General features: G+C 66.3%; 27 protein-coding genes, 1 tRNA gene and 1 pseudogene. 20 read left to right on the forward strand and 9 right to left on the reverse strand.

Annotated elements, in window-relative coordinates:
• Positions 1-45: 45 nt before the first annotated feature.
• The 7 genes from ACNQFN_RS07575 to ACNQFN_RS07605 all read left to right on the forward strand — a co-directional run bounded on the left by ACNQFN_RS07575 (position 46) and on the right by ACNQFN_RS07605 (position 9,255).
• The gene (locus ACNQFN_RS07575) at positions 46-1,356 is read left to right on the forward strand and encodes an NAD(P)/FAD-dependent oxidoreductase (RefSeq protein WP_418648435.1); all 1,311 of its coding nucleotides are present in this window, start codon (positions 46-48) and stop codon (positions 1,354-1,356) included.
• 212 nt (positions 1,357-1,568) lie between these two features.
• A complete protein-coding gene (locus tag ACNQFN_RS07580; protein ID WP_245650819.1) occupies positions 1,569-2,321 on the forward strand; it encodes a phosphate/phosphite/phosphonate ABC transporter substrate-binding protein in 753 nt (250 codons plus the stop codon).
• An 18-nt stretch (positions 2,322-2,339) separates the two neighbouring features.
• Complete coding sequence (locus ACNQFN_RS07585; protein ID WP_418648436.1) at positions 2,340-3,344, forward strand: DUF2157 domain-containing protein; 1,005 nt, start codon at positions 2,340-2,342, stop codon at positions 3,342-3,344.
• Positions 3,341-4,393 carry a DUF4401 domain-containing protein gene (locus ACNQFN_RS07590; RefSeq protein ID WP_418648437.1) on the forward strand — a complete coding sequence of 351 codons (1,053 nt, stop codon included), beginning with the start codon at positions 3,341-3,343 and terminating at the stop codon, positions 4,391-4,393. The genes ACNQFN_RS07585 and ACNQFN_RS07590 overlap by 4 nt, the downstream gene beginning before the upstream one ends.
• Positions 4,390-4,908, forward strand: a complete 519-nt coding sequence (locus tag ACNQFN_RS07595) for a GDYXXLXY domain-containing protein (protein WP_418648438.1) — start codon at positions 4,390-4,392, stop codon at positions 4,906-4,908. Before ACNQFN_RS07590 ends, ACNQFN_RS07595 begins: the two co-directional genes overlap by 4 nt.
• A 165-nt stretch (positions 4,909-5,073) precedes the next feature.
• Positions 5,074-6,159: an efflux RND transporter periplasmic adaptor subunit gene (locus ACNQFN_RS07600; protein WP_418648439.1), complete on the forward strand. Its 1,086-nt coding sequence runs from the start codon at positions 5,074-5,076 to the stop codon at positions 6,157-6,159.
• An 18-nt stretch (positions 6,160-6,177) separates the two neighbouring features.
• Positions 6,178-9,255 (forward strand): efflux RND transporter permease subunit, encoded by a 3,078-nt coding sequence (locus tag ACNQFN_RS07605; RefSeq protein WP_418648440.1) that lies wholly within the window; start codon positions 6,178-6,180, stop codon positions 9,253-9,255.
• A 122-nt stretch (positions 9,256-9,377) separates the two neighbouring features.
• Here ACNQFN_RS07605 and ACNQFN_RS07610 read toward each other — a convergent pair whose 3' ends face one another.
• The 3 genes from ACNQFN_RS07610 to miaA form a co-directional block, all read right to left on the reverse strand.
• Complete coding sequence (locus ACNQFN_RS07610) at positions 9,378-9,599, reverse strand: YdcH family protein (protein ID WP_068634954.1); 222 nt, start codon at positions 9,597-9,599, stop codon at positions 9,378-9,380.
• 114 nt (positions 9,600-9,713) lie between these two features.
• Entirely contained in the window at positions 9,714-10,259 is a 546-nt protein-coding gene (locus tag ACNQFN_RS07615; RefSeq protein ID WP_068634953.1) for a DUF1415 domain-containing protein, read from the reverse strand.
• Between the two features lie 28 nt (positions 10,260-10,287).
• Positions 10,288-11,253, reverse strand: a complete 966-nt coding sequence (gene miaA, locus ACNQFN_RS07620; protein ID WP_068634952.1) for a tRNA (adenosine(37)-N6)-dimethylallyltransferase MiaA — start codon at positions 11,251-11,253, stop codon at positions 10,288-10,290.
• A 197-nt stretch (positions 11,254-11,450) separates the two neighbouring features.
• On the opposite strand from miaA, the gene ACNQFN_RS07625 reads away from it, so the two are divergent.
• The gene (locus ACNQFN_RS07625; protein ID WP_068634951.1) at positions 11,451-12,323 is read left to right on the forward strand and encodes a DNA ligase; all 873 of its coding nucleotides are present in this window, start codon (positions 11,451-11,453) and stop codon (positions 12,321-12,323) included.
• Between the two features lie 233 nt (positions 12,324-12,556).
• Here ACNQFN_RS07625 and mutL read toward each other — a convergent pair whose 3' ends face one another.
• Positions 12,557-14,440: a DNA mismatch repair endonuclease MutL gene (gene mutL / locus ACNQFN_RS07630; protein WP_418648441.1), complete on the reverse strand. Its 1,884-nt coding sequence runs from the start codon at positions 14,438-14,440 to the stop codon at positions 12,557-12,559.
• A gap of 121 nt (positions 14,441-14,561) precedes the next feature.
• Here mutL and ACNQFN_RS07635 point away from each other — a divergent pair, with 121 nt between their 5' ends.
• Genes ACNQFN_RS07635 through ACNQFN_RS07655 form a run of 5 tightly spaced genes read left to right on the forward strand, consistent with a single transcriptional unit; the run spans position 14,562 to position 18,740 of the window.
• On the forward strand, positions 14,562-15,320 hold the full coding sequence (locus tag ACNQFN_RS07635) for a hypothetical protein (protein ID WP_083953407.1): 759 nt from the start codon (positions 14,562-14,564) through the stop codon (positions 15,318-15,320).
• Positions 15,321-15,370: 50 nt separating this feature from the next.
• The gene (gene purN / locus ACNQFN_RS07640; protein ID WP_418648442.1) at positions 15,371-16,033 is read left to right on the forward strand and encodes a phosphoribosylglycinamide formyltransferase; all 663 of its coding nucleotides are present in this window, start codon (positions 15,371-15,373) and stop codon (positions 16,031-16,033) included.
• The gene (locus ACNQFN_RS07645) at positions 16,030-16,779 is read left to right on the forward strand and encodes a DUF3108 domain-containing protein (RefSeq protein ID WP_068634948.1); all 750 of its coding nucleotides are present in this window, start codon (positions 16,030-16,032) and stop codon (positions 16,777-16,779) included. Before purN ends, ACNQFN_RS07645 begins: the two co-directional genes overlap by 4 nt.
• Position 16,780: 1 nt before the next feature.
• Positions 16,781-18,145, forward strand: coding sequence for an RsmB/NOP family class I SAM-dependent RNA methyltransferase (locus tag ACNQFN_RS07650; protein ID WP_068634947.1), 1,365 nt, complete (start codon positions 16,781-16,783; stop codon positions 18,143-18,145).
• A 49-nt stretch (positions 18,146-18,194) separates the two neighbouring features.
• Positions 18,195-18,740, forward strand: coding sequence for a phospholipase D family protein (locus ACNQFN_RS07655; RefSeq protein ID WP_418648896.1), 546 nt, complete (start codon positions 18,195-18,197; stop codon positions 18,738-18,740).
• An 18-nt stretch (positions 18,741-18,758) separates the two neighbouring features.
• Here ACNQFN_RS07655 and queD read toward each other — a convergent pair whose 3' ends face one another.
• Together queD and ACNQFN_RS07665 are read right to left on the reverse strand one after the other, a co-directional pair.
• The gene (gene queD / locus ACNQFN_RS07660) at positions 18,759-19,202 is read right to left on the reverse strand and encodes a 6-carboxytetrahydropterin synthase QueD (RefSeq protein WP_068634945.1); all 444 of its coding nucleotides are present in this window, start codon (positions 19,200-19,202) and stop codon (positions 18,759-18,761) included.
• 206 nt (positions 19,203-19,408) lie between these two features.
• On the reverse strand, positions 19,409-19,702 hold the full coding sequence (locus ACNQFN_RS07665) for a helix-turn-helix domain-containing protein (protein WP_068634944.1): 294 nt from the start codon (positions 19,700-19,702) through the stop codon (positions 19,409-19,411).
• Between the two features lie 258 nt (positions 19,703-19,960).
• Here ACNQFN_RS07665 and ACNQFN_RS07670 point away from each other — a divergent pair, with 258 nt between their 5' ends.
• Together ACNQFN_RS07670 and ACNQFN_RS07675 are read left to right on the forward strand one after the other, a co-directional pair.
• Entirely contained in the window at positions 19,961-21,190 is a 1,230-nt protein-coding gene (locus tag ACNQFN_RS07670; RefSeq protein ID WP_068634943.1) for an aspartate kinase, read from the forward strand.
• Positions 21,191-21,252: 62 nt separating this feature from the next.
• A tRNA-Ser gene (locus ACNQFN_RS07675) sits at positions 21,253-21,345 on the forward strand.
• Between the two features lie 102 nt (positions 21,346-21,447).
• On the opposite strand, the gene ACNQFN_RS07680 is transcribed toward ACNQFN_RS07675, so the two are convergent.
• Entirely contained in the window at positions 21,448-22,308 is an 861-nt protein-coding gene (locus ACNQFN_RS07680; RefSeq protein WP_418648443.1) for a flagellar brake protein, read from the reverse strand.
• Here ACNQFN_RS07680 and ACNQFN_RS07685 point away from each other — a divergent pair.
• Both ACNQFN_RS07685 and ACNQFN_RS07690 read left to right on the forward strand, forming a co-directional pair.
• A complete protein-coding gene (locus tag ACNQFN_RS07685; RefSeq protein ID WP_418648444.1) occupies positions 22,307-23,173 on the forward strand; it encodes a putative RNA methyltransferase in 867 nt (288 codons plus the stop codon). The genes ACNQFN_RS07680 and ACNQFN_RS07685 overlap by 2 nt on opposite strands.
• 120 nt (positions 23,174-23,293) lie before the next feature.
• Complete coding sequence (locus ACNQFN_RS07690) at positions 23,294-23,977, forward strand: DUF3334 family protein (RefSeq protein ID WP_068634887.1); 684 nt, start codon at positions 23,294-23,296, stop codon at positions 23,975-23,977.
• A 13-nt stretch (positions 23,978-23,990) separates the two neighbouring features.
• Here the strand turns inward: ACNQFN_RS07690 and ACNQFN_RS07695 are convergent, their stop codons facing one another.
• Together ACNQFN_RS07695 and ACNQFN_RS07700 are read right to left on the reverse strand one after the other, a co-directional pair.
• A complete protein-coding gene (locus ACNQFN_RS07695; RefSeq protein WP_418648961.1) occupies positions 23,991-24,161 on the reverse strand; it encodes a hypothetical protein in 171 nt (56 codons plus the stop codon).
• Positions 24,162-24,198: 37 nt separating this feature from the next.
• Positions 24,199-24,282, reverse strand: a pseudogene (locus ACNQFN_RS07700) (ATP-binding cassette domain-containing protein); the annotation flags it as partial.
• Positions 24,283-24,379: 97 nt separating this feature from the next.
• On the opposite strand from ACNQFN_RS07700, the gene aroQ reads away from it, so the two are divergent.
• The 3 genes from aroQ (at position 24,380) to ACNQFN_RS07715 (ending at position 25,514) form a co-directional block, all read left to right on the forward strand.
• Complete coding sequence (gene aroQ, locus ACNQFN_RS07705) at positions 24,380-24,817, forward strand: type II 3-dehydroquinate dehydratase (RefSeq protein WP_068634886.1); 438 nt, start codon at positions 24,380-24,382, stop codon at positions 24,815-24,817.
• Between the two features lie 34 nt (positions 24,818-24,851).
• A complete protein-coding gene (locus tag ACNQFN_RS07710) occupies positions 24,852-25,040 on the forward strand; it encodes a hypothetical protein (RefSeq protein ID WP_418648445.1) in 189 nt (62 codons plus the stop codon).
• 261 nt (positions 25,041-25,301) lie between these two features.
• A complete protein-coding gene (locus tag ACNQFN_RS07715) occupies positions 25,302-25,514 on the forward strand; it encodes a DUF3079 domain-containing protein (protein ID WP_068634884.1) in 213 nt (70 codons plus the stop codon).
• The last annotated feature ends 59 nt before the right edge of the window (positions 25,515-25,573 follow it).

The following is a 25,573-nucleotide window of genomic DNA, read 5'->3' on the forward strand; positions in this document are numbered from 1 at the left end:
GACTGGTTATTCTTCATTTCCAACCCAACAGAGCCCGAGGAAAAAATGGAGAATGCCCGGAGTGGCAGCATTGTCGTCATCGGCGGCGGCGCAGGCGGGCTGGAGCTGGTTTGCAAGCTTGGCAGAAAGCTCGGCCGCGACAAGGTGGTTCTCGTGGAGCGGAACCTTACCCATATATGGAAGCCCACGCTTCACGAAGTTGCCGCCGGCACACTGGACATGAACCAGGAAGGCCTGTCGTATCCGATGCTCGCGTACCAGAACAACTTCACTTTCGTATATGGGGCCTTCTCCGGCATCGATCTTGCGGCGAGTGAAATCGTCGTGTCGGCATCGGGGGGCGAAGATGGCGGGCTGGTGTATCCCGAGCGCAGGATCAAGTTCTCCAGGCTCTGCATTTCCGTTGGCAGTACGTCGAATTACTACAACACGCCCGGAGCGGACGAGAACACCATCTCGCTGAACAGCCCCCGGGATGCGGATCGCTTCAGGGCCGAAATGATGGCGCAGATGATTCGTGCGGAAAATGAAAAGGCCAAAGGCAATTCGGGCGCCATCGACGTGGTGATCATCGGCGGTGGTGCCACCGGCGTCGAGCTTGCGGCCGAGCTGCGTGAAGCGGGTGGAATCTATGCGAACTACGGCTTCACCCATCTGGAGCCCAATACCGACGTGAGGATCACCTTGCTCGAAGGCTCCGGCCGCATTCTGGCGCCGCTGAGCGAGCGGGTTTCCAATGGGGCGGCCCGTCTCCTGGCCAAGAGAAACATTCAAGTGGTGACGAATTGTCGCGTCAGCCGGATAGAGAAGGACCATCTGCTCGACGCGAGCGGGAAAAGGTACGATTTCGACATGTGCGTCTGGGCCGCGGGGATCAAGGCACCGGACTTTCTTGCTTCACTGGGATTTCCGACGAACAGGATCGGGCAGCTCGAAGTGACGGACAGCTTGAACGTCAAGGGCCATGAGCATATCCATGCCCTCGGCGATTGTGCATCGTGCATGCAGGCCGATGGCAAGCCCGTTCCGCCAAGGGCGCAGGCCGCGCATCAGCAGGCGGATTACGTCTTCAAGGCAATCATGAGCGCCGTCGAGGGGCGCGAGCCCGTGAAGCAGCCCTATTGCTACAAGGATCATGGCTCCCTGGTTTCCTTGGGTACGCAGACCAGCGTGGGCAGCCTGATGGGCTCATTGACCGGCGGGACGCTGTTCGTCGATGGCATCTTCGCAAGGTGGCTCTACATCAGCCTGCACCTGATGCACCACAAGGCCATTCTCGGTTTTGGCCGCACGGCGGTGCTGGCCATTGCCAGAGTGCTCGTCAAGAGAAGTACGGCATTGGTCAAGCTGCACTGATCTGCTTGCTTCTCGCCATCCTGCAGCCGCGTGACGGAATGCACATTCCGTCCGCGGCCATGGCTGCGATCATGGGCAATCCGTTCCAGGTCAATGATTCCCACTCCAGGTACCGGCCGCGTATGAAAACTCCTTCGTTTCGCCATCTCGTCCCGTCGCTCGCAATCCTTGCGGCACTCTCCCTGAGCCCCCTGCCGGCCGTGGCGCAGGAGGTGAAGCCGATTGCACTGGCCGTCAGCGAAGGCACCTCGGGCGGTATCGATGCAGCGGCAGGCCGCAAGAAATACGCGCCGATGGCGGAGCGCCTGTCGGCTGCGCTCGGCAGCAAGGTCGAAGTCGTTTTCGTGCGCGAATTCGCCGAGCTGGAAAAAGGCATGAAGGACGGCCGTTTCGATTTCGTCGTTGCCCGTCCGTCCGACTATCCGGCGCGCGGCCTGCGCGACTACGGCTACCAGTACGTCGCCAATGCCGAGCCCGAGGGCCATTGCATGCTGGCCGTGCCAACCGGTTCGCCGATCCGGACGCTCGCGCAACTGCGCGGCAAGACCTTCGTGCTGCCGGAGGAAGTCGCCTACATGACGCGCTTCTGCCGTGCCGAGTTGCGCGACAAGGGCATCGACCTGGCGAGGGAGAAGGTTTTCTACGTGCGAGAACAGGGCGCGATCCCGTTCGGTCTGGAAAACGGCATCGTCGATGTCGGCGGCATGGCGTCCTACTCCGGGGCGATCCGCCAATGGCGGGAAAAGGGGCACCGCGTGTTGCACGAATCTGTCGGTCAACCCTACATGCCCGTCGTCGCCGGCCCCCGGGTATCGGCCGAGGCGCTGGACCTGGCGCGTTTGACGCTGCTCGGGTTGTCTGCGGACGAACAGGGCAGGGCTTTCCTGCGCCAGCTCGGGATCGACGGCTTCACTGCAGACGGTGAAGAGCGCCTGCGTGCCTTGCTGGAATGGCTGGGGGTTTGAGTCGGGCTTTTCTTTTTCATGAACTGGTCTTTCGTACAACGCGCGCGGATATTCCGCCTTGCCGAGGCGGGTGGGCTGACGCCGGCACAGCTTGCGCGGGCGGCGGCTTGCGGACCCTTGCAGCCTGCGCCCGACGAGTGGCGGCGGATGCTCGACCGTTTGCTGGCTTTCGGCGGCGCCTTGCTGTTGGGCGCCGGCGTGGTGTTCTTCTTCGCCTGGAACTGGGATGCACTGCATCGCTTCGCCAAGTTCGGCCTGGCGGCTGCGGCCTTGCTTGCTTGCGGAGTCACGGCCTTGTGGGCGACGCCGCGCGGGATCGCATTCCGCGCGGCGCTGTTCGGCGCCTGCATTGCCACCGGCGCGCTGCTGGCGTTGATCGGCCAGACTTACCAGACCGGCGCGGACGTGTGGGAGCTGTTCGCGGCCTGGGCGGCGCTGATGCTGCCTTTCGTGCTGCTGTCGCGTTCGGCGGCCAGCTGGACGCTGTGGCTGGCGGTGGCGAACATGGCCTTGCTGCGCGCCCTCTCGCAGGCTGGGGCGATGGGCCTCTGGGGCTACCTCGACGGTTTGTTCGGCCTGTATTCGCTGTTGCTGGTGGCGGGATTGAACTTGGTGGTGTTGCTGGCCTTCGAGTGCCTGGGGCGCTGGCTGCTGGTCGATGCGCAGCGCTGGATGGCGCGGCTGGCGGCGCTGGGGGTGGTGGCACCCTTGTGCGTGGCGGCGGTGTCGGGCTGGTTCGAGGCCGATTTCCGGCCGGGGCTGATGGTGTTCGTGCTGGCGGTGCTTGCGGGCAGCGCAGTGTATGGACCGTGGCGGCGGGATGTTGCGATCCTCGCCTTGCTGGTCTATGCGGCGATCGCGGTGCTGACCGCAGGGCTGCTGCGCGTGCTCGATAGCTTCGATTTTCTGGCCTTGAACGTCCTGGGGCTGTTCGTGATCCTCGCTTCCAGTGCCGCAGGCTGGGGGCTGATGCGGCTTCATCGTGAGAGCGGTGAAGCGGGCGGTCGCAGGAGCGGATCATGAGTGCGTGCGAACCGCCGGGCAGCGGCAGCCTCGCCGATCTGCTGCGCGAGCGCGGCATCGTCGATGAAGCGGAACGGCAGGCGCTGCTGGCGCGGCGGCCCGGGCCATGGTGGCTGATGCTGCTGCAGGCGCTGGCGGCGTGGTTCGCCTCGCTGCTGATCGTGTCGGCGCTGGTGCTGCCTGCGGCCGGCCTTGGTACGGCAGGGGGCGGCGTGGTGGGCGTCGTGTTGTGCATTGCTGCGATCGCGTCGTTCCGGCGCGGCGGCCTGTTCACCGACCAGATGGGCTTGGCCCTGTCGCTGACGGGCCAGGGTTTGCTGATGTGGACGGCGGCCGAATGGTTCGAGCCCGATGCCTGGCGCCAGATGGCGGGCGTGGGCGTGCTGGTGAGCGGCGCGATGTCGTTGCCGCGGGCAAGCCGGCTGCACCGGGTGGTGTGTGGATTGCTGCTGAGTGTGGCGCTTGGCGTGCTGATCGGTTCCGGGTTCGCTGGCGAGGCCTTCGGTATTGTCCTGATGGCGGTGGCGGTGCTGGCCTGCATCACCCGCGAGCGCTGGGCGGCGCAGCCATGGGGCGGCGTGGCCGGGGCGCTGATGCTGGCTTTTGGCCTGGCTGCGCTGGTGCTGCCGCCGATGCTGATGCGGGCCCGGACAGCGTTCCTGTTCGAGGGGGTGGATCACCGCAGCCCGATGATCTGGCTTGCCGCTGGTGCTGCGCTGGTCTTGATCGTCCTGCTTGCGCATCTGTTACGGACGGCTCCTCCTGCGTCACGCCTGGCGGCGTGCGGCGTCGCGCTGCTGTGGGCGCTGGTGTTCCACGCCGCGCCGGGCCTGATCGTGGCCGTCGGCGTATTCATTGCCGCCTTCCAGGCCAGCCAGCGTACGCTGGCGGGTTTTGCGCTGCTGGCGGCGGTGCTGTACGTGGGCGAGTTCTACTATCTGCTCGACGTGAGCCTGTTGCACAAGTCCGGCCTGCTGGTGCTGGGCGGCGCGGTCTTGCTGGCCTTGCGCGCCTGGGTGCTGCGCATCGGCGCGGGAGTGCGGACGTGAGCCGCCGGAGCTGGTTGCGCATTGCCGTCGTTGCTTCGATGGCGCTGGTGCTGGGCGTGTCGCTGAAGGCGATCCTCGATCGCGAACGCACGCTGGCGCAGGGCCGCGTCGTGCTGCTGGAGCTGGCGCCGGTCGATCCGCGCTCGCTGATGCAGGGCGACTACATGGCGCTGCGCTTCGCCATCGATCGCGGCCTGGCGGGCCAGCGGGACGGGAAGGAGGCGCGCGACGCTCCGCCTGCGACCTACGCCTTGCTGGCGCTGGATGCCGACGGTCGCGCCCGGCTGGCGGGCGTTGCGGATGCGCTGCCGGCTGGCGACACGGTGGCGATGCGCATCCACTGGCGCGACGGCGGCCCCACGGTCGGGCCGAACGCCTTCTTCTTCCAGGAAGGCACGGCCGAAACCTACGAAGCGGCGCGCTGGGGAGAGTTCCGTGTGGCGCCGGACGGCAGCGCGCTGCTGACGCATCTGCGCGACGAAGCGCTGACGCGGCTGGGCGAACAGCGGCGCTGAGCCTGCCCAAGCCGAATGCCGTCCGCGCTGGCCGGTGTGGCGGAGGTCACGGGCGGATGAACTCGGGTGGAGTCCGCGCTGTCTGCTTTGAGCAGCGCGGCATCTGCCTGTGGGACAATCGCGGCGCTCTGTTTCATCCTCAGTCTCGTTTTCCGCCGGATTGCCATGTCGTCTCGCCGCCCCGTCATCGTCGCCCTGTGCGCCATCGGCCTTGCCGGCCTGGCGGCTTACGCATGGTATGCCAACCAGCCTCGCAGCACGCCGGCGGACACTCAGGCGGCGGTGGAGGCGCCGGTGGTGGTCGAGGTGGCGAGAGTGGAAAGACGCGCGATGGCCGACGACGTCACCGCCGTCGGCTCGCTGGTGTCCAATGAATCGGTGGTGCTGCGGCCGGAAGTGGCGGGGCGCATTTCGCGCATCGCCTTCCGCGACGGCGAGGCGGTCAGGCGCGGCGACGTGCTGGTCGAATTGGATGCGGCGGTGCAGCGTGCCGAACTGCAACAGGCGCAGGCCAACCTGACGCTGGCCGAAGCCAATTTCCGCCGTAGCGAAGACCTGTTCGCACGCAAGTTCGTCAGCCAGAGCAGCCGCGACAATGCCCGCGCCGAACTCGAAGTGGCGCGTGCCGGTGTCGCGCTGGCGCGGGCGCGGCTGGCGCGCATGCAGCTCCGCGCGCCTTTCGACGGCGTGGTCGGCATCCGCAGCGTCAGTCCGGGCGATTACGTCAAGGACGGCGACGCGCTGATCAACCTGGAAGACATCGCCCGGCTGAAGGTGGATTTCCGCCTGCCCGAGCTTTATCTCGACCGTGTGAAGCCCGGCCAGACGCTGGAGCTGCTCAGCGACGTACTGCCCGGCGCCAGCTTCGCCGCACGGGTGGATGCGATCGACCCGCTGGTCGATGCCCAGGGCCGCGCGGTGCGCCTGCGTGCCAGCCTGGCCAACCCCGAAGGCCGCTTGCGTCCCGGTGTGTTCGTGCGTGTGCGGCTGATCCTGGCCGAACGGCCCGAGGTGCTGGTGGTGCCGGAAACGGCACTGGTACCGGCGCCGGGCAACGTGCAGTTCGTCTACCGGGTGCTGGACGGCAAGGCACAGCGGGTGGATGTGCGCACCGGCATGCGGCGCGAGACGATGGTGGAGATCGTCGACGGGCTGGATGCGGGGGCGGAGGTGGTCACCGCCGGCCAGCTCAAGCTGCGCGACGGTGCGCCGGTGAGCGTGCTGCAGGCTGCCGTGGCCGGCGCGGCCTGAGCGACGGGAGCCGCAGCGATGGTCATTTCCGATATCTGCATCAAGCGCCCGGTGTTCGCCACCGTGCTGTCGCTGCTGGTGCTGCTTGTGGGGCTGATGTCGTACTCGCGGCTGACGGTGCGCGAGTATCCGAACATCGACGAGCCGGTGGTGACGGTCGATACCACCTATCGCGGCGCGAGCGCGGCGATCGTCGAATCCCAGGTGACGAAGCCGCTGGAAGATTCGCTGGCCGGCATCGAGGGCGTGGATGTGCTGTCGTCGATCAGCCGCCAGGAGCGCAGCCAGATCACCGTGCGCTTTCGCATCGAACGCAATGCCGACAGCGCCGCTGCCGACGTGCGCGACCGCGTGTCGCGCGTGCGCCGCCGCCTGCCCGACGACGTCGACGAGCCGGTGATCGCCAAGGTCGAGGCCGACGCCAATCCGATCATCTGGGTGGCGTTTTCGTCCGACCGCCATTCTCCGCTGGAAATGAGCGACTTCGCCAACCGCGTCGTCAAACCCCGCCTGCAGACCCTGCCGGGCGCGGCGGATGCGCGCATGTTCGGCGAGCGGCGCTATTCGATGCGGATCTGGCTGGACCGCGAGCGCCTGGCGGCTTTCGGCCTGACCGTACAGGAGGTGGAGAACGCCATCCGCGGCCAGAACGTGGAACTGCCCGCCGGGCGCATCGAAAGCAGCCAGCGCGAGTTCACCGTGGTGGCACGCACCGACTTGGCGCAGATCGACGAGTTCGAGGCGGTGGTGGTGCGCCAGCCGGCCAATGCGGCCGACTACCCGGTACGCATCCGCGACATCGGCCGCGTCGAAGTGGCGCCGGAGAACGAACGTTCGTCGGTGCGCTTCATGGGCCGGCCGTCGATCTCGCTCGGGCTGATCAAGCAGGCCACCGCCAACCCGCTCGATCTCAAGCGCGGGCTGGAAGAGATGCTGCCGCGGCTGGAGCACGAGCTGCCCGAAGGCATGTCGATGACGATCGCCAACGACACCACGGTGTTCATCGAGCGTTCGATCGACGCGGTGTTCTCGACGATCTGGGAAGCCGTGCTGCTGGTGGCGGCGGTGTGCCTGTTCTTCCTGCGCAACTGGCGTGCGATGCTGGTGCCCCTGGTGACGATTCCGGTGTCGCTGGTGGGCGTGTTCACGCTGATGTTCGCGCTGGGCTTTTCGATCAACACGCTGACGCTGCTCGCGCTGGTGCTGGCGATCGGCCTGGTGGTGGACGACGCCATCGTGGTGCTGGAGAACATCTACCGCCACATCGAAGAAGGCATGGAGCCGGTGGCTGCCGCCTTCAAGGGCGCGAAGGAGATCGGCTTCGCGGTGGTGGCGATGACGATCACGCTGGCGGCGGTGTATGCGCCGGTGGCTTTCATGACCGGGCGCACCGGCAAGCTGTTCACCGAGTTCGCGCTGACGCTGGCCGGTGCGGTGATCGTGTCCGGCTTCGTCGCGCTGACGCTGTCGCCGATGATGTGCTCCAGGCTGCTGCGCCACGAGCGCAGCCACGGCCCGATCTACAACGCCGTCGAAGGCTTCCTGAACTGGCTCACCGAGGGCTATCGCAGCCTGCTGGCGGCGTCGCTGAAAGTGCGCTGGCTGGTGATGCTGGCGTTCGCGCTGGTGGCGGGGACCTCGGTGCTGCTGCTGGGGCAACTGAAGAACGAACTGGCACCGCTGGAAGACCGCGGCCGGGTGGTCGGCATGTTCAACGGCCCGGAAGGTTCGACCATCGACTACATGTCGCGCTATGCGCTGGAGATCGAGCGCATCTATGCCAGTCTGCCGGAAGTCGACCGCTATCTGGTCATCACCGGCAACCCCACGGTGTCGCAGGGCATTTCCTTCGTCGGCTTCACCGACTGGAGCGAGCGCGAACGCGGCGCGGCGCAGATCGCCGAAGAGCTGGGGCCCAGGCTGAAGGCGATTCCGGGCGTGAATGCCTTCCCGGTGATGCCGGCTTCCTTCGGCCAGAGCCCGCGTTCGCGGCCGCTCAGCTTCGTGGTGTCGACGTCAGAATCCTATGACGAACTCGCCCGCCATGCCGAGGCGATCCTGGACGAGATGCGCGGCAACCCGGGCCTCATCTCGCCCGACACCGACCTCAAGCTGACGCTGCCGGAGTTGTCGGTCGAGGTCGACCGCGATCGTGCCGCTGACCTGGGCGTCCCGGTCGACGTCATCGGCCGCACGCTGGAAACCATGCTCGGCGGCCGCCAGGTGACGCGCTACAAGAAGGATGCGGAACAGTATGACGTGATCGTGCAGGTCGGCGCCGCCAGCCGCGCCGATCCCCACGACATCAGCGACATCTTCGTGCGCGCCCGCAATGGCGACATGGTGCCGCTGGCCAACGTGGTGAAAGTCAGCGAGGCGGTGGCGCCGCGCGAACTGAACCACTTCGGCCAGCGCCGCTCGGTGACGATCTCGGCCAGCCTCGCGCCCGACTACGCACTGGGCGAGGCCTTGCAATGGATGGAGCAGACCGCCGCGCGCCTGCTGCCGCCGGGTTATGCCACCGACTACGACGGCCAGTCGCGCGAGTTCAAGACCAGCTCGGCCAGCCTGGTGCTGGTGTTCATGCTGGCGCTGGCCTTCATCTACCTGGTGCTGGCGGCGCAGTTCGAGAGCTTCCGCGACCCCTTCATCATCATGCTGACCGTGCCGCTGTCGATGACCGGCGCGCTCGGCGCGCTGTGGCTGACCGGCGGCACGCTCAACGTCTATAGCCAGATCGGGCTGGTGACGCTGGTGGGCCTGATCACCAAGCACGGCATCCTGATCGTGGAGTTCGCCAACCAGCTGCGCGGGCAGGGCCGCGAGCTGATGGAGGCGGTGATCGACGCCGCGGTGCTGCGCCTGCGGCCGATCCTGATGACCACCGGCGCGATGGTGCTGGGCTCGGTGCCGCTCGCGCTGGCGACCGGTGCCGGCGCCGAGAGCCGCCAGCAGATCGGCTGGGTCATCGTCGGCGGCCTGTTGCTCGGTACCTTCTTCACGCTGTTCGTGGTGCCGACGGTGTATTCACTGCTGGCGCGCAAGCAGCGCGGGGCGGTGGAGCATGGTACGGAGGCGGCCGAGGTACGGGCTTGATCTTTGTTGTTGTTCACAGTCCGGGATGTCGAGCGATCAGAAACTTGACGGACACCACCGCCAAAAGAAAACTCCCTGGCGCGGCTGCGCACAGGGAGTGCATCGGTTGTACTACTTGCCCGTCAGGCCGTGGATTCGGCCTTCTGCAGGATCGCGTACATCTGGTCCTTCAGCAGCAGCTTCTGCTTCTTCAGGACTTCCACCTCTTCGTGCGTTGCGTGCTCGATGTGCGATTCGATGTTCTTGATCTGCTGATCGAGCGTGTTGTGCTTGTCGAACAGGTTCAGGAAGTGGCGGTCGGTGGTCTTGAGTTGGGTGATCAGGTCGCGGTATTCAGGAAACATAGGCTCACTCCGGTGATAGAGGGGAAAGTAAACCGGATCCGTTGACCTCAACTCTACTCCTCGCTAGACGGCCAGCCAAGCACTGCGGCCGGGCGGGCCTCCCGGTTCGGGCACTCAGCCAAACAGATAGGGGAACAGCCGCTGCTTTTCCTCGTCGCTCAGCGCTTCCATGCGCGCGATGTTGCGTGCCGGGATGCCGTCGACGTCGGGATGGTGTTCGATCGCCTTCTCCAGGCTTTCCTCGCGGATGATGTGCAGCAGCGGCCAGGGCGAGCGGTTGGTCAGGTTGCTGGTGTCATCGGGCTCGGTGTCGGCGAACTGGTACTGCGGGTGGAAGCTCGCCACCTGCAGTTCGCCTTCCCAGCCGAACTGCTCCACCCACAGGTCGACCGCGTCGAGGAAGTCGTTGTAGTCGCCGAAATCCTCGAGCATGTCCGGAATCGCCAGAAGGGTGGTTTCCAGCTCTTCCACCGGGGTATCGGACAGGCGCTCGAGTTCGGCCTGCAGGTCGTTGAGCAGGCTTTCTTCGTCGGTGGCGTGGCTGATGGCGATGCGCACGCGTTTCTCGCGCCGCGGCCGGGCGGCGAAGGGACAGAGGTCGAGGCCGATGACGACTTCGTCGAGCCACTGGTTGATGTCGTCGATGATCTGCTGGTCCATGAGGGTTTTCCGTGTGTGAAAGAGGCGTTCAGGCGGCGATCAGTTGCAGCGCGGTGTAGAGGACGGCGTCGGCGAGATCCGGGCGCAGGCAGTCGAGTTCGACCAGGCCGGGCCAGGTCTCGCGGAACTGGCGCTGCCAGGTGAGCTGGCGCTTGGCGAGCTGGCGGGTGGCGGCGATGCCCTTGAAGCGCAGCTCGTCGTAGCCGATGTCGCCGTCGAGGTATTCCCAGGCCTGGCGGTAGCCGACGCAGCGCATCGAGGGCATCTCCGGGTTCAGCCGGTAGGTCCTGCGCAACCGGCGGACTTCGTCGACGAAGCCGCTGTGCAGCATGGTGTCGAAGCGTTCGGCGATGCGCGCGTGCAGCACGCCGCGGTCCGAGGGCGCGAGCGCCATCGCCAGCAGGCGGCAGGGCAGGGCCTCGTCTTCCTTGCGGGCATAGCTTTCGGCCAGCGGCCGGCCGGTGAGGCGGACGATTTCGAGTGCGCGCTGGATGCGCTGGGCATCGCTGGGCTCCAGCCGCGCGGCGGCGGCAGGGTCGAGGCGGGCGAGTTCGGCGTGCAGCGCCGGCCAGCCATGCGCGGCGGCGGTTTCGTCGATGGCGCGGCGCAGTCCGGCATTCGCCGCCGGCAGGTCGGACAGCCCGTCGCGCAGCGCCTTGAAGTACAGCATGGTGCCGCCGGCCAGCAGCGGGATGCGGCCGCGCGCGTTGATCTCGCGCATCAGGCGGATGGCGTCGGCGCGGAAGCGTGCAGCCGAATAGCTTTCTTCCGGCGACACGATGTCGATCAGGTGGTGGGGACAGGCCGCACGCTCCTCGGCGCTGGGCTTGGCCGTGCCGATGTCCATGTCGCGGTACACCAGCGCGGAGTCGACGCTGATGATCTCGACCGGCAGGCGGCGGGCGATGGCGAGCGCACAGGCGGTCTTGCCGCTGGCGGTGGGGCCGAGCAGCAGCAGGGCGGGCGGGAGCGTGGGGGGCGGCGTGTCGGTCACGGCATGAGAAGGGCGAGGAAGGAATCAAGCACCCGGACGAGGCAACTGATCGAGGCAGTTGGCCGGCATCCGGCTGGGGCGGATTATCCGCTGCTTGGCAGGCCTTGGGCAAAGCGATGGCAAGGGAGTCTGCGCCCTCGGTCATTGATGATGCTGTTCGTATTATGATTGTGGTATTTACATGGACCCTTTATCCCATGCCGCGCGAAGATCCGTTCCGCTGCAGGCGGCGTTTGCTGCGTGCGCTCTGCCTGCTGCCGGCCTGCCTGTTGCCGGGGCGATCGCCTGCCGCCGTGCCGGCGCTGATGCTGGCCGGCCGCTGGCATGACGGACTCGATCCGTCGGCCTATTGGGTGAGCGAGAAGCTGGATGGCGTCAGGGCTTATTGGGATGGACAACAACTGTACTTTCGCAGCGGGCGGCCGATTGCTGCGCCGGCGTGGTTCGTCGCCGGCCTGCCGGCGGTGCCGCTCGACGGCGAGCTGTGGCTCGGCCGGGGGCGCTTCGAGCAGCTGTCGGGGCTGGTACGTCGCGAGGCGGCGGCCGAACAGGGTTGGCGCCGGGTGCGTTACATGGTGTTCGATCTGCCGGGCCGGCCGGGGCCGTTCGACGAACGCCTGCGGGCGCTGCAGGCGCTGGTCGAGACGGCCGGCATTGCGCACCTGCAGGCCGTGCCGCAGTTCCGCGTGGAAAGCCGCGCAGCGCTGGCAGCCACGCTCGCCCGCGTCGTCGCCGCGGGAGGCGAGGGCCTGATGCTGCATCGTGCCGACGCCTGGCGGCAGCCGGGCCGCGGCGATGCGATCCTGAAGCTGACGCCCTTCCTCGATGCCGAAGCCCGGGTCGTCGGATACCTGCCGGGCAAGGGCAGGCACAACGGCGTGCTGGGCGCGCTGGAAGTGGAATCGGCCGATGGACGACGTTTTCGTCTCGGCACAGGGTTCAGCGATGCCGAGCGGCGCGATCCGCCGGCGATCGGCAGCGTGGTGACTTACCGCTATCGTGAGCTGACTGCGCAGGGTGTACCGCGCTTTCCGGTGTTCCTGCGTGTTCGCGATGGCGGGACGGACTGAACCGGCTTCATCCTGGCTGAATGACTATCGTCTTGCCCATCGGGGTGGACGGGATGGCCGGGCCGTGTGGACGGGGCCGCAGGCGAAATCCGTCGATTCAGGTCGCCTCATTTTTGGGCAGTGTCGCCGAAGGCCGTGCCATCAGGCAGTTGCGGCACTTATCCACAGCTTGTCCAGACGCCTGTTCACGGCGGCTGGGGAAAAGTGCGGGCGCGGGGGATAAAAAGCCCGCCTCATTGGCCGCGCATGAAGAAACGGTCGAGGTCGCCCATCGTCAGCTGTGTCCAGGTGGGCCGGCCATGGTTGCACTGGTCGGCGCGTTCGGTGGCTTCCATGTCGCGCAGCAGCGCGTTCATCTCGGGAATGCTCAGTTGGCGGTTGGCGCGCACCGCGCCGTGGCAGGCCATGGTGGCGAGCAACTCGTTGCGGCGCGCGGTGACGACGTCGGAAGCGGGGAATTCGCGCAGCTCTTCGAGCAGGTTGCGCATCAGCTCCGCCACCGGCGCATTGGCGAGCAGGGCCGGCACGCTGCGCACCGCCAGTTCCTGCGGACCGGCGGCGCCGACGTCGAAGCCCATCGCAGCGAGGACTTCGCTGCATTCCTCGGCGGCGGCCATGTCCTTGGCGCCGACCGAGAACACCGCGGGAATCAGCAGGCGCTGCACCGAAGGGCGGCCGTCGAGCACGGTCTTGAGCTTTTCGTAGAGGATGCGTTCGTGCGCGGCGTGCATGTCCACCAGCACCAGGCCGGCGCGGTTCTGCGCCAGGATGTAGACGCCGTGCAACTGGGCCAGGGCGAAGCCGAGCGGCGGCGCGCCGTCGCTGTCGTCCGGCAGGGATTGCGAAGCCGGTGGCGGCGGCATGCCGGCAGAAGCCGTGCCGGTGGTGGGGGCACGGGCGCTGGCGGCGAAGTCGAGATAGGCGCGGCTGGCCGAATCCATCGCCAGTTGCCCCTGCCTGGGCATGGCTGGAGGAGCGGACGAAGACCAGGGACGGGTACTGTCGTGGCCGGCGCTGTGGCCGGTTGAGGCAGCGTCCGCCGGGCGCTCCGCCGAAGCATAGCGCAAGGTGTTGGCGGCGCCGCCGAAGCCCGTGCCCGGCGCGGATGGCGCGGCCGCCTGCGTATCGACCCGCCCCGCACCGGATTCGGCCAGCACGCGCTTGAGCGCGTGATAGACGAACTGGTGCACCGCGCGCGATTCACGGAAGCGCACTTCGATCTTGGCCGGATGCACGTTGACGTCCACGCCGGCCGGGTCCAGTTCCAGGAACAGCACGTAGGCCGGATGGCGGCTGCCGTGCAGGATGTCGGTGTAGGCCTCGCGCACCGCGTGCGTCAGCAGCTTGTCGCGGACGAAGCGGCCATTGACGAAGAAGAACTGCGCGTCGCGGCTGGCGCGCGAGTAGGCCGGCAGCGAGGCGAAACCGGTCAGGCGCAGCAGGCCGCCTTCGGCCGACACTTCGCGCGCGTGCTGCAGGAAGTCGTCGCCCATCAGCGCGCCGATGCGCGCCGCCGGCGTGCCCGGCGGCAGGCGATGGACGACGCGGCCGTTGTGCGACAACTGCATGCCGACGTCCGGCCGCGCCAGCGCGACGCGGCGGAACATGTCGTCGCAGTGGGCGTACTCGGTGCCTTCGGTCTTCAGGAACTTGCGCCGCGCCGGGGTGTTGTAATACAGGTCGGCGACGTCCACCACGGTGCCCTGGTTGAGCGCGGCGGGCGCCAGGCTGCGGTCGCCGCCGTCGATGCGCCAGGCGTGGCTGGCGCCGGTGGCGCGGCTGGTGATCGAGGTGCGCGCCACTGCGGCGATGGCGGCCAGCGCCTCGCCGCGAAAGCCCATGGTGCCGACCTGCTCGAGATCGTCGAGGGTGGCGATCTTGCTGGTGGCATGGCGTTCGAGCGCCAGCGCGAGGTCGTCGCGGTCGATGCCGCAGCCGTCGTCGGCAACGCGGATGCGGCGCACGCCGCCCTGTTCCAGTTGCACTTCGATCGCGTGCGCGCCGGCATCGACGGCGTTTTCCAGCACTTCCTTGAGGACCGAGGCCGGCCGTTCGACGACCTCGCCGGCGGCGATCTGGTTGACCAGCAGGTCGGACAGGCGGTGGATGACGGACATGGCCGGGCCCGGTTGGATGGGGAAGGGCGGAATTATACGGCGTGGCCCGTCGCCGCTGCGGGCGGTGGCGGGCCGTGCTTCCGGTATGATGCCGGGCCGAGATCCCCTGGACATGACGCGCATGAGCAAGCCCCCGCCAGCCCCGAAGGCCGCCCGCCAGGCATTGCGCCGGCGCATGGCGCTGGCCGCGGTGCTCGGACTGGCGCTGGCGGGCTGCTCTACGCCGGGTACCGCGCCCGGCGCGGCGAGGGAGCGCGGCTTCTATCCGGGCCAACTGTTCAAGACCGATCTCAACCGCGTGGCCGAGACGCACCAGCAGCACATCTTTGCCAGCCTGCGTCGCCTCACCGACAAGCTGTACAAGCGCAATCCGCGCGAATGGCGCAAATCCGACGCGCCGAGCGCCGAGGCGGCCATCTCGCGCATCTTCGACGAGCGCCACCGCTGGCGCTTCGCCTCGCTCGGCAACCGGCGCGACCTGGATGCGCTGCACGTCGCGCTGCATCCCGAATACCGCGGCGACCGGGTGCAGGCCCTGGTGGTGGGACTGGCCAGCATGGTGCAGTCGGCTTTCGGCGACCGCGAAGGTTTCTACCTGCTGGATGATCTGGAGCCGCAGCACCTCTACAATGCAGCCCGCAACGTCGAGATCGCGGTGTGGAAGCTGTCGACCGCGCGCGACGGCAACGGCGAGCTGCTGCTGCTGACGAACGCGCTGGGCGAGTCGGGCGAGTTGCCCAACCTCAGCTTCGAGCGCGAGTTCGGCCGCATCATCGGCCTGCTTGACGCCTTGTCCGACGTGATCGAGGAAGAGACCGAACGCACGGTGACGCGCGTGGTCCAGAACCTGACCACGGCGGTCTTCCTGCCGGTGTATTGAGGCGCTGCCCAGGCGACTCGATCCGGCCCCGCCAACCCATCGTTTTCAAAATGAAGTCCATCGTCATTCTCGTTTCCGGCCGCGGCAGCAACATGCAGGCCATCGTCGAGGCCGCCATTCCCGGTGCGCACATCGCTGCCGTCGTCAGCAACCGCCCGGACGCCGGTGGCCTGGTTTTCGCGGCCGAACACGGCATCGCCACCGCCGTGGTGGATCACAAGGCCTACCCGGATCGCACCGCGTTCGACGGCGCGCTGGCCGAGTGCATCGATCGCCACGCGCCCGACCTGATCGTGCTGGCCGGTTTCATGCGCGTGCTGACCGACGATTTCGTGAGCCGCTACGAAGGCCGGCTGATCAACATCCATCCTTCGCTGCTGCCGTCCTTTCCGGGATTGCACACGCACCGGCGCGCGCTCGAGGCCGGCGTGCGCGTGCATGGCGCGACGGTGCATTTCGTCACGCCCACGCTGGACTGTGGCCCGATCATCGTCCAGGCGGTGGTGCCGGTGCTGCCCGGCGACGACGAAGCCAGCCTGTCGGCGCGCGTGCTGGTACAGGAGCACCGGATCTATCCGCAGGCGGTGCGCTGGTTCGTCGAGGGCCGGCTGAGCGTGGATGAGGCGGGGCACGTGTTCTTGCGCGACGCCGGGATCGAAGCCGAAAGCGGGTATGTCGTGCCCGCCATCGAAGATGTGGGAGCCGAACGATGAACATGAAACGGCGTGATGTGCTGCGAGCCTTGCCGGTGCTGCTGGGCGGGGCGTTCCTGCCTTTCGAATGGGCTGTGGCCGCCGTGCCGGCTTCGGCCGGCAGCATCCGTTTCGACGTGCATTACGGGTCGCAGGGCTTCAAGGTCGGCGAGGCGCGGCATGAATGGAAGATCGAACAGGATCGTTACGAATTGCGCCTGAATCTTGCCGCAAGCGGCCTGGCAGGCCTGTTCGGCCTGCAGTACGAGCAGCGCAGCGAGGGCGAGGTCGGACCGGAAGGCATGCGCCCCGAGTCCTTCGTCGTCGACCAGCGCGGACGCAAGCGCGACAGCGCGCACTTCGACTGGCCGGCGGCCCGCGTCAGCCTGCGGCGCGACGGCAAGGAGCGGCGCCACGGCACGATCGAGCCAGGCGACCAGGATCTGCTCAGCCTGTGGCACCAGGCGCGACGCCATGCGCGGGCGGACAAGCCGGTCGCCCTGAACGTCATCACCGGCAAGAGCATCAAGCAGGCGAAGCTGGAACCGATGGGGCCGGAGAAGCTGAAACTGCCGGCCGGCGAACTGGAAACCCTGAAGATGCGGGCGACGGCCGAAGGCGGCGAGCTCGACATCGACATCTGGCTGTCCGTCCAGCATGAGCTGCTGCCGGTCCGCATCCGCATCACCGACGACGATGGCGGCGTGCTGGACCAGCGTGCCGCGGCGATCGAAGTCGGCACGCCTGCAAACACCAAGAAGAACTGACATGAACAAGAGCAACGACAAGAGCAGGAACAAGGCCCGCGGCGTATCCGGCGGTGCAGCCAAAAAGGCTGCGGTGAAAAGTGCCCCGGCAGCAGCCGAAGGTGCCGTTTCGCGCGCGCTGTTCATCCAGACCACGCAGGTTCTCGGTGCCGTGCTGGCGTTCGAGTTTCCGGCCGACGCGGTGCTGTCGCGCCATTTCCGCGACAACCGCGAGCTTGGTCACCGCGACCGCGGCTTCATCGCCGAGACGGTCTATGGCGTGCTGCGCCGGCTGCGCTGGCTGCGCCGGCTGGCAGGCGACAAGGCGACGCCGCGCGAGCTGCTGCTGGCCTGGTTCGCCCGCGGCGAAGGCTGGCCGATGCGAAATTTCGAAGGTCTCGCCTCGGCCACCGAGCGCGACTGGGTGGCGGCGGTGAAGGCGGCGGAACTGGGCGAAGCCAGCCTGGCCGAGCGCGCCGATCTGCCCGACTGGCTGGCCGAGCGCCTGCTGCGCAGCTTCGACGAGGCCGGCGTGCTGGCGCTGGCGCAGGGCCTGAACCGGCCGGCGCCGCTCGACCTGCGCGCCAACCTGCTGAAGACCGACCGCGACAGCCTGCTCGCGCGCCTGCGTGAGGACGGCATCACCGCCGAGCCGGGCAGCCTGTCGCCGCAGGCGGTGCGCTTGTCGGGCAAGCCGGCGCTGCAGAAGCATCCGCTGTTCCTGGACGGCAGCTTCGAGGTGCAGGACGAGGGCAGCCAGTTGCTCGGCCTGCTGGTGCAGCCCCGGCGCGGCGAACTGGTGGTCGATTTCTGCGCCGGCGCGGGCGGCAAGACGCTGCAGCTCGGCGCGATGATGCGTTCGACGGGGCGGCTGTATGCCTTCGACGTGGCGGAAAAACGCCTCGCCAAGCTCAAGCCACGCATGGCGCGCGCCGGCCTGTCGAACGTGCATCCGATGCTGATCGCGCACGAGAACGACGCCAAGCTCAAGCGCATGGCCGGCAAGGCCGACCGCGTGCTGGTCGACGCGCCCTGCACCGGCCTGGGTACGCTGCGCCGCAACCCCGACCTGAAGTGGCGCCAGTCGCCGGCCGCGGTTGACGAGATGGTGGCCAAGCAGGGCGCGATCCTGGCCGCGGCGGCGCGCCTGGTGCGTCCGGGCGGGCGCCTGGTCTATGCCACCTGCAGCCTGCTGGCCGAGGAGAACGATGCGGTGGTCGATGCCTTCCTGGCGGCGCATCTGCAGTTCCGCCCGGTGGTGGCGCAGGAGGTGCTGGACAAGCAGGGCGTGAAACTGGAAACCGGCGAGCGCCTGCGCCTGTTGCCGCATGTGCACGATACCGACGGCTTCTTCGCCGCGGTGATGGAGCGGGTGGCGGATGCCTGAAGCCGGCAGGCAGGGCCTGCCGGCCCGGTTGCTGTGGGTGCTGCCGGCTATGGCGCTGGCTTTGGCGGCGGTACTGCCGCCGGCGGCATCGGCGTCGCAGCGCTTTGCCGCCAAGGGGGAGATCGAGCTCGCCTTCACGCCGCGCGATGATGCCGAATCGCTGCTGGTCGGCGTCATCGCGCGTGCGCGCCGGAGCCTGCACGTGCAGGCCTACGCCTTCACCAGCAAGCGGATCGCCAACGCGATGGTGGCGGCCCATCGGCGCGGCGTGAAGGTGCAGGTGCTGGCCGATGCCCACATGAACCGAAATCCCAAGGGCAATGCCCTGCCGATCCTGCTGGCGGGCGGGGTGCCGGTGGCGGTCGAGACCGAATACAACGCCGCGCACAACAAGGTGTTGATCGCCGATGCCGACGGCCCCGGCTGCGCGGTGCTTACAGGTTCGTACAATTTCACCTGGTCGGCGCAGAACCGCAACGCGGAAAACGTCATCGTGCTGCGCGGCCACTGCGAGCTGGCGCAGGCCTATCGGGACAACTGGCTGGCGCATCGCCGCAAGGCGATGGTGATCACCGCGCTGCCGTTCAAGCGCTGAACGGCAAGGGTGGGGGGCTCAACTGCGGACGGCGTCGGCCCAGCAGTTGGGGGTTTCGTACAGGCGTACGCGTTCGAGCCGCAGATGGTTGCCGTAGGTGTCGCGGTAGGCGGGATCGAGGATGCGGAACGCTTCCGCGGCGAGGTTCTCCGCTGTCGGCACGAGGTCGAGCACGACGGTCTTGTGGCCGGGAATGGCGTCGAGCATGGTGACGACCTGGGTGTCGCCCCGATAGACCAGGAAGGCATGATCCCAGCGCGACACGACGAGGTCGTTGGCGATGCGCTTGACGTCGGCGAAATCCATCACCATGCCGTTGACCGGCAGGCCGTCGGCCTTGATGACTTCGCCGGAAAGGGTCACTTCCAGTGCGTAGCGGTGGCCGTGGAGGTGCCGGCACTGGCTGGAATGGTCGGGAATCCTGTGTCCGGCATCGAATTCGAGACGGCGGGTGATGCGCATGGCTGACCTCATTCAAAGGGGCGCGGATTATAGCATCAGCAATGCGCGGCCCTTGCTGCGGCAATGTCCGCAAGTGATTGAGTCGAGGCAGCTTTTCCGGGCGCCAGAGCTTTTCTTGCCTGGGTGCAGGGATGGCCGCGGGCGGGCGTCACGCATAAAAAAGGCTGACGGTTCGCGTCAGCCTTCGATGCTGCGTCGCACGGCGCTCAGCGCTCCTTCTTCTTTGCGCGTGCTTCCTTCTTCAGGGTCTTGTACAGCTCGGGGTTGGTGGCCTTCAGGTACTCGGCCACTTCCACGTCGTCCTTCTTGACCTTGTTGATGTCGATCTGCTCGACGTGGACCAGACGCAGCAGCGCCTGAACGGGGCGGGGAATGTTGCGGCCGCTTTCGTAACGGGAGCCGCCGCTCTGGGTGACGCCGATCTTGGACCAGAACTGGGACTGGTTCAGGCCCAGCTTGCGACGGATTTCACGAACGTCGATGTTGTCACTGGATTTCATTTCTGTTTCCTTGGTTGAGTGCACTTGTCATGGATTCGCCATGACAGCGCTGACGCAATTGTAGGCCGGTTTATGACTTAAGTAATACCGCGAGAAAAGTATAGATCACTATCCCGTGCAAATACAACGACAAATTTCACGTTTTTATCATTAAGTGCGTAGGGGGTGTGTTTGGCGGTTCGGGTGTGTGATGTCCTGCAAAGTTTTCCACGTTTCGCTAGAATCATCCGCTTTATCCACAGGTATTTGGATACGACGATGGCACTGATAGTTCAGAAGTACGGCGGCACCTCGGTAGGCAGCCCCGAGCGCATCAAGAACGTCGCCCGCAAGGTGGCGAAGTTCCGCTCGCAGGGGCATCAGGTGGTTGTCGTGGTATCGGCGATGAGCGGCGAGACCAATCGCCTGATCGCACTCACCAAGGAAGTAGCATCGAACCCCGCACCGCGCGAACTCGACGTGGTCGTATCCACCGGCGAGCAGGTCACGATCGGCCTGCTGTGCATGGCGCTGGAGGACATCGGCGTTCCGGCGAAGAGTTACACCGGCGGCCAGGTCAGGATCCTGACCGATTCGCTGCACACCAAGGCGCGCATCCTGGACATCGACGAGGCGCCGGTGCGCAAGGATCTGGACGAGGGCCGGGCCGTCGTCGTCGCCGGCTTCCAGGGGGTGGATGAGCACGGCGCCATCACCACGCTCGGCCGCGGCGGCTCGGATACCACCGCGGTGGCGCTGGCCGCGGCGCTGAAGGCCGACGAGTGCCAGATCTACACCGACGTCGACGGGGTCTACACCACCGATCCGCGCATCGTCCCCGAAGCCCGCAAGCTCGACACCATCACCTTCGAGGAAATGCTGGAAATGGCCAGCCTCGGCTCGAAGGTCCTGCAGATCCGCTCGGTCGAATTCGCCGGCAAGTACAAGGTCAAGCTGCGCGTCCTCTCCAGTTTCGAAGATCGCGAAGGAGAGGGCACGCTCATCACCGTTGAGGAAGACAAGAACATGGAACAACCCATCATCTCCGGCATCGCCTTCTCGCGCGACGAGGCCAAGCTCATCGTGGTCGGCGCGCCCGACAAGCCGGGCATCGCCTACCAGATCCTGGGGCCGATCGCCGAGGCCAACATCGACGTCGACATGATCATCCAGAACGTCAGCCACGACGGCACCACCGACTTCTCGTTCACGGTGGCGCGCGGCGACCTGGACAAGGCGGTCAAGGTGCTCGACGGTGTCAAGACCCACATCGGCGCCCGTGCGATCGAAACCGACAACGCCATGTGCAAGGTTTCCATCGTCGGTGTCGGCATGCGTTCGCACCCGGGCGTGGCCTCGCAGATGTTCCGCACGCTGGCCGAGGAAGGCATCAACATCCAGATGATCTCGACTTCGGAAATCAAGATTTCGGTCGCGATCGAAGACAAGTATCTGGAGCTCGCCGTGCGTGCGCTGCACAAGGCTTTCGGCCTCGACACGGCGGCTTGATAAAGCTGGTGAATAGCGTTTGACCGGGAGGCGCGAACTCGCTATGATCGCGCCTTCCTGATGGAGACGTGGCCGAGAGGTCGAAGGCACTCCCCTGCTAAGGGAGCATACCGTCAAAAACGGTATCGAGGGTTCGAATCCCTCCGTCTCCGCCAGAAAAGCACATAACCCGCTGAAACTCAGCGGGTTTTTGCTTTTACGGTGTCAACTTCCCGTTTTTCCGGGCGAAAGAATGCGTCCCTGCGGCGCGCAGCCCGTCAGCACACCGAATCCGGGTGGTCCACGATCTGCTGGTAGACGTATGCCTTGAGCAACATTGCATCATGCGGATCGAGACCGGTGAACTTCAGGCCGTAGTTGTGGATGCCGGTGCCGTTTGTTTCCACGTGGTGGCTGACGATCACGCTGTCGGCTTCCAGCTCGACACGGTTGCCGTGCACCATCAGTGCCGTGCTCAGGCGTGCCGGCAGTTCGGGATCGAGCGGGTGTGCCATCGAAACCAGTGCGCCGAGGGCGCTGAGGTTCTCGATCCGCACGCGGATCGGTTCTGCCCGGTCTGGGGAACCTGGGTGCAGATCGGCATCGAGTTCGGTCTTCACGCGCTGGGATCGGCGCACGGGCCGGCCGAAGACGGTGTCCGGAAAAGACAGATGGACGTAGTCGAAAGGCAGCCGGCTCACGCGTATCACGGATGCCCGGAAGGCGTAGGCATTGGTTCCGGAGAAGCCCCGGATGAGCACGTTGTCATTTTCGATCAGTTCCAGCCGGCGCCCGCCGACGGTCGGCGCGGTGACGACGATCGACCGGTCCTTCAGGTAACCCACGAGCTTGACGTAGGTTTTCTGCGATTTCAGCGGCATTCCGCAGTCGAGCTGCAGCGAATCTCCGATCAGCGGGCGCATGTCGATGAGGCTGCTGCGATCGGCATGAGCGCCAGTCCGGGATGCCTGGCCTCGCGCCGCCTTTTCGGCTGCGTCGGGGATGTCGGGAGAAGCCGCTACGGTGTTCATGGTGGATCCTGCGTGGGTTTCACACGATTGTACGGTGTCCACGAATGCCTGGCACATTGGGTGCTGCGCTTGTTTTTGCGCCCGGGCTGCTGCACGCTTCGCGTCCATGATTCTTCCGTTCCAGAACCTGACTTGTCCGCTGGACGCCGCGCCGCTGCGGCGCGACGGCGCAGCCTGGCGCTGCCCCGCGGGACATGGCTTCGACGTCGCCCGCGAAGGCTACGTCAACCTGCTGCCGGTGCAGAACAAGCGCTCGCGCGACCCCGGCGACAGCAAGGAAATGGTCGCGGCGCGCAGGCGCTTCCTCAACGCCGGCCATTACCAGCCGCTTGCCGACGAGGTGAGCCGCAGGGTGCTGGCCGGCTTGCCGCCGAGAGGGGAGGCGAGCTGTCTCGACGCCGGCTGCGGCGAAGGCTACTACCTGCGCCGGCTCGGGGCGTCGGCCGTGGCCCGCCATCTTGCCCTGGCCGGGGTGGATATTTCCAAGTGGGCGGTGCAGGCGGCGGCCAGGCAGCAGCGTGAAGCGACCTGGCTGGTGGGCAGCAATGCCAGGCTGCCGGTGGCGGACGCCACGCTCGACTGCGTGCTGTGCATGTTCGGCTTTCCGGTGTATGCAGAGTTCGCCCGGGTGCTCAAGCCTGGCGGCCTGCTGCTGCAGGTCGATGCCGGCCCGGACCATCTGCGCCAGCTGCGCGAGATCATCTATCCGGCGCTGAAGCCCGAGCGCAAGGGCGAGCCCCGCGTGCCGGCAGGATTCGGCATGGGCGCCCACGACAGCCTGCGTTTCACGCTGGAACTGGAAGGTGCCGAGGCGATCGCCGATTTGCTGCTGATGACGCCCCACCTGTTCCGCACTACGCCCGACGGGCGGGCGAGGGCCGCGGCATTGACGGCGCTGTCCCTGACCGTGGATGCCAGGTTGCTGGTGCTGGTGCGCGACGGACGGTCCGTCGCATCCGGTTCCGCCGGGTGACGGCCGGGACGCTTCGTGCATGAATGCACACGAGCGTGGAGATCGGCCTGCGCGGCGCTTGCCGGCTGTGCTAAAAAGAGCCGCTACTCCCGTCCGTTTCCGTTGTGAGCGATGAACGCCATGAACAAGGCAGACCACCCCGTCGTATTCGGTACCGAAGACCTGCTGCTGGGCCTGTGCAATTCCGTGACCTCGGTGCTCGGCAAGGCCACCCAGGGCGACATCCGCTTTTCCGGCATGGTGCAGAAGATCACCAAGACCTGCCTCAAACCCGACATCGGCTGCTTCGTACTGTTCGACGGCGGCTTCTCCGGGCTGGTGGTGATGAACTTTTCGGCACAGGCGGCGATGGAGATCTACGAGCGCTACATGCTCAGCATGGGCATGGCCAGATCCGAGCTGGCGGTGTCCTATACCTCGGACGAAGTCAGCAACGTCATGGGCGAGCTGATGAACCAGATCGTCGGCAACTTCACCGGCAAGGTCGGGCGCGAACTGCAGATCGACATCACGCAGAACCAGCCCAAGATGCTGGTGCTCAACAAGCAGGTCATCCTCAGCGTCGATACCAAGCTGGACCAGCCCGAAGCGCGGCGGGTGACTTTCTATACTGCTCGGAACAACGTCTTCTATCTGGAACTGGCCGTCGACCACACCGAGTTCATCAAGCTCGTCGATTTCGAGCCGAACGAGGCGCCCGATCCGGACGAACTGCTGGAGCAGAATCGGCGGCTGCCGGAGCCGACTGCACCGGCGGCCGGCACCGACGACCACGATGCGCTGCTGAAGTCGCTGGGCATGTGATTGCACCGGCGCTTTACTGAACTTGGAGGATTCGGTGCCGGGCAAGCGCGAATTGGACCAGCGTCCATAGCAGGAAAACCGCCCAGGCCGGCATCACCCATGGCGAGAGTGGCGTGTTCGGATAGGCCGGCAGCCACCAGTGGCTGAACATGCTCAGGATGTCGAATGCGAGCAGCCATGCCAAGCCGGGCTTCCGTCCATGCCAGGCCAGCCAGGCCGAGCAGGCATTCCAGCAGACTGCTCTTGCCTGCACCGTTGCGGCCGACCAGGCCGAGGATGCTGCCGGGCTCGACGGCCAGCGACACGCCATCCAGGATGCGGCACTGCCGCAGCCCTTATCGCGTATCGCGGCGGCCGATACTGCGGCACACTGCGGATCTTTCTGCAAAGGAGCATTTCCGCATGAGCAAGGTCCTGATCATCAATGGCCCGAACCTGAACCTGCTCGGTACGCGCGAGCCGCACATCTACGGTTTGACGACACTGGCCGACGTCGAGAGCAGTCTGCGCACGCAGGCGGCGGAACTGGGGCTGGAGCTCGATTGCTTTCAGAGCAACCACGAAGGCGCGATCGTCGACCGCATCCACCAGGCGCGGCTCGAAGGCGTGGATTTCGTCATCGTCAACCCGGGTGCCTACACGCATACCAGCGTGGCGATCCGCGACGCCTTCGGCGGCGTCGCGATTCCCTTCGTGGAACTACATGTTTCCAACGTGCACAAGCGCGAAGCCTTCCGCCACCATTCCTATCTGTCGGACATCGCCGAGGCGGTGATGGCGGGCTTCGGCACGCTGGGCTACAACCTTGCGCTGCAGTTCGTTGCCAGCAAGCTGCGTTGAGCTGTCCGAGCTTCATACGCGCCTGCAATCATGAATGTCCGTTTATGACGGGGCAGTCGAGGTGCAGCCGCTTGCCGATCTGCCCGTTTTCGGCAGCTACCCGGCCGACGATCCCGAGCGGGCGCTGGTCATGCTCGAAAGCGTGATGCCCATCGAGGTGCGCCGCCCGCTGCCGTGGTGGATCAGCATCGAGCCGAAGAAACACGCTGTTGCTGAACGGTGAGTTCTTCCGGCTGTTTCGGCTGACTCAGAATGCCGAGCCTGCATCGGCTCAGGATGGCCCCTGGGCGCGACGAATGCGGAGGGCGCCAGGCAGGGTAGCTGAGGTCATAAGGCTCGTGCAGAAGTTGGCCGCCGTGGCCAACTGCTCTGCGAGCCGGGCTTCCGGTCGGCGAGGCAGCTTGACGCAAGTCAATGCCGTGAATGCATATCCCGACAAAAATCATCGGGTATTGCATTCGCCGCCTGCCGCAGGAGGCCAGTCATGGCCAAGAAGTTTCCCCTCCATCCCAAGCACCCCGAGCGCATCTGCTGGGGCTGCGACAAGTACTGTTCGGTCGATGACCTCGGCTGCGGCAATGGCTCGGGGCGTACCATGCACCCGGCCGAAGTACTGGGCGAGGACTGGTATCTGTATGGCGACTGGGACATCGAACCCGACGAGAACGACAAGAACGTGCGCCAGCACAAGGGTTGATGAGCGTCGCCCGCAGCGGGGAAAGCGATCCCGCTGTTGCGGCTTGGTTTTGCCTTTCC

The organism is Thauera butanivorans (assembly GCF_048398245.1).
Taxonomy (GTDB): domain Bacteria; phylum Pseudomonadota; class Gammaproteobacteria; order Burkholderiales; family Rhodocyclaceae; genus Thauera; species Thauera butanivorans.